11 protein-coding genes are annotated in these 11,111 nt (G+C 62.5%); 10 read left to right on the top strand and 1 reads right to left on the bottom strand.

Annotated features, from left to right (window positions below):
- Nucleotides 1–108: 108 nt before the first annotated feature.
- The 10 genes from ENZ75_RS07855 to ENZ75_RS07810 all read left to right on the top strand — a co-directional run bounded on the left by ENZ75_RS07855 (nucleotide 109) and on the right by ENZ75_RS07810 (nucleotide 9,863).
- Nucleotides 109–1,254, top strand: coding sequence for an ABC transporter ATP-binding protein (locus ENZ75_RS07855; RefSeq protein WP_063167588.1), 1,146 nt, complete (start codon nucleotides 109–111; stop codon nucleotides 1,252–1,254).
- A gap of 110 nt (nucleotides 1,255–1,364) precedes the next feature.
- Nucleotides 1,365–2,612, top strand: coding sequence for a sugar ABC transporter substrate-binding protein (locus ENZ75_RS07850; protein WP_024502559.1), 1,248 nt, complete (start codon nucleotides 1,365–1,367; stop codon nucleotides 2,610–2,612).
- A gap of 138 nt (nucleotides 2,613–2,750) precedes the next feature.
- Nucleotides 2,751–3,647, top strand: a complete 897-nt coding sequence (locus ENZ75_RS07845) for a sugar ABC transporter permease (RefSeq protein WP_063167589.1) — start codon at nucleotides 2,751–2,753, stop codon at nucleotides 3,645–3,647.
- A gap of 5 nt (nucleotides 3,648–3,652) precedes the next feature.
- A complete protein-coding gene (locus ENZ75_RS07840; protein WP_013532946.1) occupies nucleotides 3,653–4,495 on the top strand; it encodes a carbohydrate ABC transporter permease in 843 nt (280 codons plus the stop codon).
- A 63-nt stretch (nucleotides 4,496–4,558) separates the two neighbouring features.
- Nucleotides 4,559–5,380, top strand: coding sequence for a sugar phosphate isomerase/epimerase (locus tag ENZ75_RS07835; protein WP_063167590.1), 822 nt, complete (start codon nucleotides 4,559–4,561; stop codon nucleotides 5,378–5,380).
- An 11-nt stretch (nucleotides 5,381–5,391) separates the two neighbouring features.
- Nucleotides 5,392–6,468, top strand: a complete 1,077-nt coding sequence (locus ENZ75_RS07830) for a Gfo/Idh/MocA family oxidoreductase (RefSeq protein ID WP_063167591.1) — start codon at nucleotides 5,392–5,394, stop codon at nucleotides 6,466–6,468.
- Nucleotides 6,468–7,286 carry a sugar phosphate isomerase/epimerase gene (locus ENZ75_RS07825; protein WP_063167592.1) on the top strand — a complete coding sequence of 273 codons (819 nt, stop codon included), beginning with the start codon at nucleotides 6,468–6,470 and terminating at the stop codon, nucleotides 7,284–7,286. The genes ENZ75_RS07830 and ENZ75_RS07825 overlap by 1 nt, the downstream gene beginning before the upstream one ends.
- On the top strand, nucleotides 7,286–8,119 hold the full coding sequence (locus ENZ75_RS07820; RefSeq protein WP_063167593.1) for an alpha/beta hydrolase: 834 nt from the start codon (nucleotides 7,286–7,288) through the stop codon (nucleotides 8,117–8,119). Before ENZ75_RS07825 ends, ENZ75_RS07820 begins: the two co-directional genes overlap by 1 nt.
- Nucleotides 8,116–8,838: a ribulose-phosphate 3-epimerase gene (locus tag ENZ75_RS07815; RefSeq protein ID WP_013532941.1), complete on the top strand. Its 723-nt coding sequence runs from the start codon at nucleotides 8,116–8,118 to the stop codon at nucleotides 8,836–8,838. The genes ENZ75_RS07820 and ENZ75_RS07815 overlap by 4 nt, the downstream gene beginning before the upstream one ends.
- Nucleotides 8,835–9,863, top strand: coding sequence for an ROK family protein (locus ENZ75_RS07810; RefSeq protein WP_024502565.1), 1,029 nt, complete (start codon nucleotides 8,835–8,837; stop codon nucleotides 9,861–9,863). The genes ENZ75_RS07815 and ENZ75_RS07810 overlap by 4 nt, the downstream gene beginning before the upstream one ends.
- 67 nt (nucleotides 9,864–9,930) lie before the next feature.
- Here ENZ75_RS07810 and ENZ75_RS07805 read toward each other — a convergent pair.
- The coding region (locus ENZ75_RS07805) for a dicarboxylate/amino acid:cation symporter (RefSeq protein ID WP_164887757.1) at nucleotides 9,931–11,111 on the bottom strand (1,181 nt) is incomplete at its 5' end.

The raw sequence follows: 11,111 nt of genomic DNA, 5'->3' as shown, positions 1-11,111 counted from the left end.
GCTTGATACCGGAACATAGCCCGAACTATCCGAGGAAAAATTTCGCAGGTGAACGTAAGCCGAGGACAATCATAAAAATCAGTGGCTTAGACTTGTGGAGGGAGGAATATGGCAGAAGTCGTTCTTGAGAATATCTGCAAGACATACGGGAACAATTTTCACGCAATCGACCAATTGAACCTGTCGGTCAAGGACGGCGAGTTCTTGATTCTCGTCGGGCCGTCCGGCTGTGGCAAATCCACCGCGTTGCGGATGATCGCGGGATTGGAGGACGTCACCAGCGGCAGCCTTCGGATCGGCGGGGTCGACGTCGTCGACATGCCGCCCAAGGACCGCGACATTGCGATGGTCTTCCAGAGCTACGCTCTCTACCCGCATATGACCGTGTTCGAAAACATTGGCTTTTCGATGCGGCTGGCAGGCAAGCCGAAGGCCGAGCGCAAAAAGCGCGTGGACGAGATCGCCAAAACCCTTCAACTGACGTCTCTGCTGGACAGCAAACCCGCGAACCTTTCAGGCGGACAGCGTCAAAGGGTTGCCATGGGCCGCGCCATGGTGCGCGAGCCGGCAGCCTTTCTCATGGACGAACCCCTTTCCAATCTGGACGCGAAACTGCGTGTTCAAATGCGCGCCGAAATCACCAGTCTGCAAAAGCAGCTCGGCGTAACGACCATATATGTGACCCACGACCAAACCGAAGCCATGACGATGGGCGACAGGGTCGCGGTGTTGAAAGGCGGCGTGCTGCAGCAGGTCGACGCACCCAAGAGGCTCTATGAATCGCCGGTGAACGCTTTCGTTGCTGGCTTCATCGGGTCTCCTTCGATGAATCTTTTCGAGGCAACCCTGACGGGCGACGAACTGATGTCCGGCGCCTTGGCCATCCGGCTGCAGGATGCAGCCTTCGTGCGCAGGCCGGGCTTGAGGTCGTATGCGGGGCGCAAGGTCGTGTTCGGGATACGACCGGAGGATCTCTATGACAGCAGTCTCGAATCCGGCCGCAAGTATCAGACGATACCGGCAAAGGTGACCTCGATCGAAGAACTCGGATCCGAACAAATCGTCCATCTCAACATCGACGCGGTCCGGGTGGACTCCGGCGACCCTGACGCGGTGCAGGATTTCGGCCTGGCGTCGAATGCGGTGGCGAAATTCGAACCGGTCAGCACAGTCCGCTCCGGCTCGGAAATCAGCTTGGCCCTGGATGATGCCAAGCTCCATTTCTTCGACCCCGAGACGCATCTGGCAATCTGAATATCAGCGATAAGACCCGCGGGCGAGGGTGAGGCGCCTGCGTAAGAAGACTTCTGAATAATCAGACGATCGGCCGCATTGTGCGGGCGAATATAAAGAAGGAGGAGAAAATGACGTTTCGTATTAAATCCGCGATGCTGAAAATAGCCGCGGCCGCATGGTTGCTTGGCGCAACCGGCGCCATGGCGGATACGACGCTGGAATTCACCCAATGGTGGGAGCCCGAATTGCCGGCTGGCTCGCTCAGGTCAATTATGGACGAGTTCGAGGCGGCAAACCCCGGAATCAAGGTGACGCTGGTCAGCGGCCCCTACGCCACCACGCGAGACCAGATCTCGGTTGGTGCTGCAACCGGAACGCTCAGCGACGTCGTCGGTCTCGACGGCGCCTGGGTGAACAATCTGAATGCGCAGGGCGCACTCGCCGACATGAATCCGATGATGGATGCGAGCGGTTTCGACAAGAGCCAGGTCGCGGATATCATCAAGGTGGACGGCAAGGCCGTGATGTTTCCCGTGGCTTCGTTCGTCTATCCGGTCTTCGTGAATTTGGACCTCGCCGCCAAGGCGGGCGTGACCAAGCTGCCGTCGACCCGTGCGGAGTTTCTCGAAGCCGCCAAGAAGATGACGCACGCCGACCAGAACCAGTATGGCTGGGTGCTGCCCCTGTCGCTGCAAACGCCATCCGGCGTCCAGAACGACATGATGTCGTGGGTTTGGGCTTCGGGCCAGTCGATGATGGCGAGCGGCAAGCCGGACCTTGAGGGCAAACCGGTGGTGGATATGCTCACTTTCGTCAAATCACTCAATGACGCCGGCACCATCTCGCCCGGCATCGCCACCAAGACCGAGCAGGAAAAGGTCGAGGAGTTCGTCAACAACCGCGTCGGGATGATGATCGACTCGCTCGCGCATGTGAACCTCATCCGCAAGCGCAATCCCAAGCTGAACTTCGACCTCATCCCGGTCCCTGTCGTGGAAAACTATACCGGCAAGCGCGGCCTTCCCTATGCCTCCTGGGGCATCGGCATCTCTGCGGCTTCGAAACATCAGGAAGAGGCCTGGAAACTCGTCCAATATCTGATGAGTGAAAAGGTCAACGCCAAGCTCGTGTCGCTTGCAAACGCCTTCCCGGGCAACGTCAACGCCAAGCCCGATTTCGTGACCTCGGACAAGGCTTTCGGCAAGGCTTTTGAAATCTTCAAGACCGGTCATCTCGCCAATGAGTTCACGGGCCTGCCGGTGGCTGAAGACCTGATGACCCAGTTCGACGTGCAAGCCCAGAAGATGCTCGCCGGCGAGCAGTCTCCGGAACAAGCCGCCGCCGCCGCTCAGAAGGGCTGGATGGCGAAATTCTGATCGGCCTGTTCCCGTTTGCTGTCTTCGACCGGGTGACCTGACTTCGGGCAGGCCACCCGGCAACAACGGATCGGCATTCTGAGTGGACTTGTTTTCGAAAGCTTACCTTCCCTTGAAGGCGTATCCCAAGGTTGGCACATGACCCGGCAAAAGCGCTCCCACCACAAGCTCAAACGAGCGGTCGCACCCTACCTCTATCTGTCGCCCGCGCTGCTCATAGTCGGGCTCCTGATGCTGCTGCCGATGGTGACGGTGATTGCCTACTCGTTCCAGAACAGCGCGGTGCTGCGTCGTGACCCATCCTTTGCCGGACTGAAGCACTACCAGGCGATCTTCGACGACCCCGTGTTCTGGGCTTCGCTGTGGCACACGCTCTACTTCACATGCATGAGTGTCATTTTCCACATGACCATCGGCATGGTCTTCGCGCTCATGCTGAACAGCGACCGCATCAATCCGACGCTGCGCAATATTCTGCGTGTGCTCTACATACTGCCCTGGCTGTTCACCGCGGTGATCATCGCCGTGATCTGGCGCCTCCTGCTTGAGCCGAACGGTGTCGTGAACAGTATTCTCATGCAAATCGGCATCATCGGTTCCAAGGTCGAATGGTTTTCCTCGCCTGAGACCGCGCTGCATGCAGTCACTTTTGCCAATATCTGGGCGGGCTACCCGCTCTTCATGGTCAGTTTGCTCGCGGGTTTGCAGGGCATTCCCAAGGATTTCTACGAGGCCGCCGATATCGACGGGGCGAAAGCCTACCAGAAGCTGATCTTCATCACCATTCCGCAGCTGATGCCGATCATCATCAGCATCTCGCTGCTCGACTTCATCTGGACCATGCAGGTCTTCCCGCTAATCTGGATAACGACGGGCGGTGGCCCGATCTACTCGACCGAGGTCCTCAGCACCTACACGTACAAGCTGGCATTTTCGAGCTACAACCTGTCGCAGGCTTCGGCCAGCGCCGTGGTCATCCTGCTGATCTCTCTCGGCCTGACGCTGTTCTATATTCGCTATCAAAAGGCTCGGTAATCACCATGAGGAAAAGGCACACGCCGAAAGACAGGCTGATCACCGTGGCGCTCCATGTAGCGCTTGCAGCAGGGCTCTTTTTCGCGGCATTCCCGATCTACTGGATGCTGAGCAGCTCGTTCAAATCGAATACCGAAATCTTTGCCCTGCCGCCAACCATCCTGCCAAAGGCGTTCACGCTGGAAGCGTATGCAGCCATCCTTGGCGACCCGGTAAAGCTGCGCTTCTTCTTCAACAGCTATTTCGTGGCGGGAGCGGTGACCGTGCTGACGGTGCTGATCGCCTTGCTGGCGGCCTACGGGTTCAGCCGCTTCAATTTCCGCGGCAAGGGCAGCCTGAACACAATCATCATCAGCACGCAGACGATTCCGCCGATCACACTTTTGATCCCCTTCTTCGGGCTTGTCGTCTCATACGGTATCTTCGACACCTATGTCGCACTGATCCTGACCTACCTGGTGTTTACGCTGCCCTACGCGATCCTGCTGATGACGGGATATCTGAACACCTTGCCCCGCGATCTCGATGAAGCCGTGGCTGTCGACGGCGGCAGCAGCTGGACCGCGCTTTGGCGGGTGATTGTCCCGATTTCACTGCCTGGTATCGTGGCGACGTCGGTCTACACCTTCCTGTTGTGCTGGAACGAATTTCTCTTTGCGCTGACGCTGACGAAGTCGACGTCCATGCGCACGGTCCCGATCGGCATCCAGCTGTTGATGGGGCAGCATGCCTTCGAATGGAACCAGATGATGGCGATGAGCGTGCTCGGCTCGCTACCGCTCTTGCTCATCTACCTCGTTGCCCAGAGATACTTCCTCGCCGGCATGACCGCGGGCTCGGTCAAGTAGGATGTTCATCCCACGGCGACGCAGGGTGGCATCAATCAATAAGCGGTATCAAGGATTGAAAGGATGAACGTGAAAGACCTCAAAGTCGGCTGCCAGACCTTCACCTGGGAAATGCTGGGAGACCGGTTCACCGGCGGCCCCGACGATCTGCTGAGGGCGATCTCTGACGGTGGCTATGCCGGCATCGAGATCACCGACACCATGATCGGACATTATGGCAACAAGCCGGAGGAGTTCGCCGCCGCGCTGAAGGCGTGGGGGCTGACGCTGGTTTCCTTCGCCTTTGGCTCGCACAGCGGTTTTACGTCGAAGGAGGAGATCGGCGCCGACCTCGAAACCGCCAAACGCTGGATCGATTTCGCCGCCGCCTTCCCGAATGCGCTGGTGTCGATGGGCTCGGCCACGGTGGTGTCCGACGGCCCGCGCGACGAGAAGTTCGCCATCGCGGCCGAGGTCTACAACCAGGCCGGCGAGCTTGGCCGCAGGGACGGTGTTCAGGTCGCGGTGCATCCCAGCTCGCACCACAACACGCTGCTGTTCGACCGCGCCGATTACGACGCGATCTTTGCCTTGCTCGACCCCGACCTGGTCGGCTGGGTACCGGATACCGGCCATATACTGCGCGGCCACAAGGACATGTCCGATACGCTGCGCACCTACCGCGACCGCATCCGCTACATCCACCTCAAGGACGTCGATGCCAACGGCAGCTGGGCCATGCTCGGCAAGGGCGTCTGCGACACGCCGGCGGTGATCGAGATCGCCAACACCGCACCGCGCTTCAACGGCTGGCTGGTGCTGGAGGAGGAATCCGAAACGGCCGCCGCCGATCCCGCCGGCGCGGTAAAAACCAACCGCCAGACAATGCGCAGCTTGGGCGCCTGAAGAACGAGACGATGATCAAGAAACAGGACAGACGCCTCAGGGTCGGTGTGCTCGGCTGCGGCCCCATCGCGCAGTTCGCGCATCTGCAATCCTGCGTGAAGGCTGGGAATGCCGACCTCTACGCCATCTGCGACGCGGCACCCGATCTGCTCGCCCGCATGGGCGCCACCTACGAGCCGCAAAAGATGTATGCCGACTACGACGCCATGCTCGCCGATCCCGAACTGGAAGCGGTGATCGTCGCCACGTCGGACGCCTATCACGTGCCGATGTCGATCAAGGCGCTCGATGCGGGAAAGCATGTCCTGTGCGAAAAGCCGATCGGCACCTCGGTGGAGGAAGGCGAGGCGCTGGCCCAGGCGGTCAGGCGCTCGGGCAAGGTGCTGCAGGTCGGGCATATGAAGCGCTTCGACCCGGCGCTGGAGGCCGCGCACGACTTCGTCCGCGACGAGATCGGCGAGGTGCTGGCGCTGAAGGCCTGGTACTGCGATTCCACCCATCGCTACACCAACACCGATGCCATTCAGCCGCTGCCGGTCACCAGCAAGCTGGCGAAGAAGCCGACCGGCAATCCCAAGGCTGATCTCAGGCAATATTTCATGCTGGCGCACGGCTCGCATCTCGTCGATACGGCGCGTTTCCTGTGCGGCGATATCGTTGCCGTGCGCGCCCGCCTCAATGAGAAATTCGGCGCCTATTGCTGGTTCGTCGAGACCGAGTTCGCCAGCGGCGCGCTCGGGCATCTCGACCTGACCGTTGCCGTGCGCATGGACTGGCACGAAGGTTTTCAGCTCTATGGCGAGAACGGCTCCGTCATCGCGAAAACCTTCAACCCCTGGTACTTCCGCGCCAGCGAGGTCGAGATATTTCACGAGAAGACCGCCACCGCCCACAAGCCGCTCGGCGCCGACGGCCACTTCTTCCGCCGCCAACTGGAAGGCCTAGCGGATACAGTCCTGAACGGCACGCCGATGCGCGGCGCCAATGTCGAGGACGGTATCGCCTCGATCCGCGCCATGGTCGCCATCGCGCGTTCGGTCGAGACAGGTGAACGGGTCGAACTCGCCTCGGTTTCGGGAGCGGTCTGATGCGTCTCGGCATTTTCGCCAAGACATTTGCCGGCACAGAGCCGGCTGCCGTGCTGACGGCGGTTAAGCAGGCTGGCTATGAGACGACGCAGTTCAATCTCGCCTGCGCCGGCCTGCCGTCGATGCCGGATGTCGTGCCGGCAGATGCCATCGCTTCCGTCCGTGCCGCAGTGCGATCGTCAGGCGTTTCGCTGGCCGCGCTGTCGGGCACCTACAACATGGCGCATCCCGACAAGGCTGTGCGCGACGATGGTCTTCGCCGTCTTGCCGTCGTCATCGAGGCGGCGGCGGCCCTCGGTATTCCGCTGGTCACGCTCTGCACCGGCTCGCGCAATGCCGCCGATCAATGGGCGTATCATCCCGACAATAGCACGCCGGCCGCTTGGTCCGACATGGCCGCCGAGATGGAGAAAGCGCTGGCGCTTGCCGAAGACGCCGGCGTCGATCTCGGCATCGAGCCCGAGCAGGCCAACATCGTTACCTCGGCCAGGGACGCGACCAGGCTGATCGCCGAAATGGGATCGAAGCATCTGAAGATCGTGCTCGATCCGGCGAACCTGTTCGAGCACGCGACGCCACACGAAGCGCGCGCCATCGTCGCCGCCGCGATCGACGAGGCTGCCGGCCATATCGCCATGGCGCACGCCAAGGATCGCTCTGGTGACGGCCGCTTTGCCACCGCCGGACAAGGCATCGTCGATTTTCCGCATTTTGTTTCACGGCTGAAGGCAGCGGGCTTCGACGGATCGCTCGTCACCCACGGGCTGTCCGCCGATGAAGCCCCCGGCGTCGCAGCCTTTCTGCGGGGACTCCTCTGATGGGCGCCGCGCCGGCGATCCTGCTTCGCGACGATGCATCGCTTCGTGTCTTCGACACGGGGCAGGGCAGGCCTCCCGTCGTCTTCCAGCACGGCCTCGGCGGTGATGCGGCACAAGTAGCGCAGAACTTTCCCGATGGTCCTTCATACCGCCGACTGACCGTCGAATGTCGCGCTCAGGGCGGCTCCGGCGCCGGCAGCAAGCGTCCTTTTTCGATCGAGATGTTCGCCGACGACGTGTTGGCTGCCGCCGATGCCGCCGGCCTCGACCGTTTCGTCGCCGGCGGCATCTCGATGGGCGCGGCAATCGCCTTGCGGCTTGCGGCCCGGCACCCGGATAGGGTCACAGGTCTCGTGCTTGTTCGCCCTGCCTGGGCTTTCGACGCGGCATCGCAAAACATGCGCCCTTACGTGGAAGTGGCGGAGCTCATCCGCGGCCGTCCGCTGGATGACGCGCGCGATGCGTTTGCGGCCTCCGCCACGGCGGCTCGCTTTCGCATCGAGGCGCCGGACAATCTTGCTTCCCTGCTCGGCTTTTTCGCGCGCGCCAATGCGAATGTTTTCGCCGAGGTGATGCGAGCGATCGCAAACGATGGGCCCGGCGTGACGCGGGCAGCGGCCGCCGGCCTCGCGCTCCCGACACTCGTCATCGGCAGCGGCATCGATCTCGTCCATCCGCTGGCCACCGCGCGCAGCCTTGCAGACACCATCCCCAATGCCGCCTTTGTCGAGGTGACGCCGAAGGCCACCGACAAGGAGCGCCATTTCGCCGAAATCCGCGCCGCCATCGGCAGCTTTCTCAACACAAATTTTGACAAGCAGGACCAATCATGATCTCGAAATCTCTCTCCGGCCCGGCCGCCATCGCCGAACTGCCACGCGATCGCATGATCGCCGAATTCTCGCTCTGGTCTGCCAATCTTGCCAATTTCGAGAACGACTTGAAGCGCATCGAACCCTATGTCGATCTTCATCATATCGATGTGGCGGACGGTCATTTCGCCCCGTCCTTCCTGTTCTTCCCCGACCTCGTTGCCCGCATCGCCGGGCTGACGGCCAAGCCCATCCATGTCCACCTGATGGTCGATGAAGCAATCGTCGAGGCGCAGACGCGCCAGTTCATCGAAGCCGGCGCCGACATGATCAGCGTCCATGCCGAGAATGGCGAAGCGGGATTGCGCGCCGTGCGGCTGGCGCGGGAGCTCGGCGCCGAGGCGGGCGTCGTGCTCAGGCTGGAGACGCCTGTGGAAGCGGTGACGGCCTTCGTCCCGGAAGTCGCCTTCGTAACGCTTCTTGGAACCGCAATCGGCGTCAAGGGACAGAGCCTGTCGGACAAGGCCTGCGACAGGCTGGGCGCTACCCGCGCCATCCTGAGAAAGGCCGGCCGCGAGGCGCAAGTGGTTCTGGCGGCCGACGGCGGCATCCGCCACGAGACCGTGCCGTTGCTGCGTGCCGCCGGGGCCGAAACCGTGGTTCTCGGTTCGCTCGCCTTCGGTGACAAGGACCTCGCCGGCCGCATCGGCTGGCTGCACGGCTTGAAGGTCGCGGCATGACAACGGAAGCCGCCCTTGCGATCGATCTTGGCGGGACGGAGCTTCGCGCCGCCCTGGTCGACCGTGAGGGCAAGATCCTGGCATTCGCAGCGGTGCCGACGCAGGCGCAGGCCGGTCCAGACGTGGTGATCGGCCAGATCGAGGCGCTGGCGGCGACCGTCCATGCCGAAGCCCCGGCACTGTCGGTCGTCGGCGTCGGTGTCGGTGCGCCGGGACCGCTTGATCCGCTGGCCGGCATCGCCGTCGGCCCGCCGACACTCACCGGCTGGCTGGATGTGCCGCTTGCCGACATCCTCGAGCGGCGGCTCGGCCTGCCGGTCCGTCTGGAGAACGACGCCAATGCCGCGGCGCTCGGCGAATGGCGCTTCGGCGCCGGCCATGGCGCTCGCTCGCTGGTCTTTGTCACGGTGTCGACCGGCATCGGCGGCGGTGTCGTCGTCGATGGGCGCATCCTGCATGGCCGCCGTGGCCTTGCCGCCGAGATCGGTCACATGACCATCACCAATGAGGGCGAGCGTTGCGTGTGCGGCGTTATCGGCTGCTTCGAGGCCATCGCTTCGGGAACCGCGCTCGGCCGCCGCGCCACCGCCGCCACGGCCGCCGGCGACGGCTCGGCCTTGCGGCGCCTGTCAGCGGATGCGGAGGTGACCGGCCGCCATGTCGTCGAGGCGGCACGGCTGCGCGACGATCTTGCCTCGGCCTTGCTGGACGAGGAAGCCCGCTGGCTGGGCGTCGGCTTCACCAACCTGTTACATCTCTATTCGCCCGATGTGCTGGTCGTCGGCGGCGGCATCGCCAATGGGCTCGACCTGATGGCGCCGACCATCGAGGCAACCATCAGGCAGCGGGCCATGCGCGCCTATCGCGACGTACCGGTCGTTCCAGCACAGCTCGGCCGCCATGCCGGGCTCGTCGGCGCCGCCAGCCTTGTGCTGTTCGACGACGAGGGCACTTTGGCAGCCCGCATGCCTGTCGGCCCAAGCACATATCCGGACACACCACTGAGCAAGATCGGCACCGTCTGACGTGCGACTGCATGACAAAGGCCGCAGGCAGCATGCCTCCGGCCTTTTACGCATAAGCCACACGTGGTTACTCGGCGGGGACGACATCCGCCGGCAGGCTGTCATCAGCCGTGCCCGCCAGCGCCCTCGCCAGCTTGGCCTCGTCGAGTTCGCCTTCCCAGCGCGCCACCACCAGCGTGGCGACGGCATTGCCAACGAAGTTGGTCAGCGCCCGGCATTCCGACATGAAGCGGTCGACGCCGAGGATCAGCGCCATACCGGCGACCGGCACCGCCGGAACCACCGACAGCGTGGCGGCAAGGGTGATGAAGCCCGCTCCGGTGATGCCGGCGGCACCCTTGGACGAGAGCATGGCCACCAGCAGCAGCAGGATCTGGTCACCCATCGACAGGTGGATGTTGGTCGCCTGTGCGATGAACAGCGCCGCCAAGGTCATGTAGATGTTGGTGCCGTCGAGGTTGAAGGAATAGCCGGTCGGGATGACCAGGCCGACCACCGAGCGCTTGGCGCCGGCCTTCTCCATCTTTTCCATCAGCGAGGGCAGGGCGGCCTCCGACGAGGAGGTGCCCAGCACCAAAAGCAGCTCTTCCTTGATGTAGCGGATCAGCGACAGGATGGAGAAGCCGTTGTAGCGGCAGACCGCACCCAGCACGATGAACACGAACAGGAACGACGTCACGTAAAAGGTGCCGACCAGCATGGCGAGATTGATGACCGCGCCGATGCCGTATTTGCCGATGGTGAAGGCCATGGCGCCGAAGGCACCGATGGGGGCGGCCTTCATCAGCACGCTGACCAGCTTGAAGATCGGCGTCGTCAGTGCCTGCAGGAAGTTGAGCACGGGCATGCCCTTGTCGCCGACCAGCGCCAGCGCGATGCCGAACAGCACCGAGAAGAACAGCACCTGCAGGATGTCGCCGTCGGCGAAGGCGCCGACGATGGTCGACGGGATGATGTTCATCAGGAACCCGGTGACCGACTGATCGTGCGCCTTGGCGGCGTAGGTGTTGACGGTCGAGGCGTCGAGCGTCGCCGGGTCGATGTTGAAGCCGGCGCCCGGCTGCACGACATTGGCGACGACAAGGCCGATGATCAGCGCCAACGTCGAAAAGGTGAGGAAATAGAGCATCGCCTTGCCGGCAACACGCCCGACCTTCTGCAGGTCGCTCATGCCGGCAATGCCCGTTGTCACGGTCAGGAAGATGACCGGGGCGATGATCATCTTGACCAGCTTGATGAAGGCTGTCT

The sequence above is a fragment of the Mesorhizobium sp. M7A.F.Ca.CA.002.04.1.1 genome (genome assembly GCF_004022805.1).
Lineage (GTDB): Bacteria > Pseudomonadota > Alphaproteobacteria > Rhizobiales > Rhizobiaceae > Mesorhizobium > Mesorhizobium ciceri.
Note: the sequence above shows the minus strand (reverse complement) of the source record. Positions and strands in the feature narration are given on the sequence as shown.

Excerpts from the sequence above, each read along its gene's own strand:
- ENZ75_RS07815 (WP_013532941.1), top strand. The coding sequence starts at position 8,116 with ATGATCTCGAAATCTCTCTCCGGCCCGGCCGCCATCGCCGAACTGCCA.
- ENZ75_RS07840 (WP_013532946.1), top strand. The coding sequence starts at position 3,653 with ATGAGGAAAAGGCACACGCCGAAAGACAGGCTGATCACCGTGGCGCTC.
- ENZ75_RS07850 (WP_024502559.1), top strand. The coding sequence starts at position 1,365 with ATGACGTTTCGTATTAAATCCGCGATGCTGAAAATAGCCGCGGCCGCA.
- ENZ75_RS07830 (WP_063167591.1), top strand. The coding sequence starts at position 5,392 with ATGATCAAGAAACAGGACAGACGCCTCAGGGTCGGTGTGCTCGGCTGC.
- ENZ75_RS07855 (WP_063167588.1), top strand. The coding sequence starts at position 109 with ATGGCAGAAGTCGTTCTTGAGAATATCTGCAAGACATACGGGAACAAT.
- ENZ75_RS07810 (WP_024502565.1), top strand. The coding sequence starts at position 8,835 with ATGACAACGGAAGCCGCCCTTGCGATCGATCTTGGCGGGACGGAGCTT.
- ENZ75_RS07825 (WP_063167592.1), top strand. The coding sequence starts at position 6,468 with ATGCGTCTCGGCATTTTCGCCAAGACATTTGCCGGCACAGAGCCGGCT.
- ENZ75_RS07820 (WP_063167593.1), top strand. The coding sequence starts at position 7,286 with ATGGGCGCCGCGCCGGCGATCCTGCTTCGCGACGATGCATCGCTTCGT.
- ENZ75_RS07835 (WP_063167590.1), top strand. The coding sequence starts at position 4,559 with ATGAACGTGAAAGACCTCAAAGTCGGCTGCCAGACCTTCACCTGGGAA.
- ENZ75_RS07845 (WP_063167589.1), top strand. The coding sequence starts at position 2,751 with ATGACCCGGCAAAAGCGCTCCCACCACAAGCTCAAACGAGCGGTCGCA.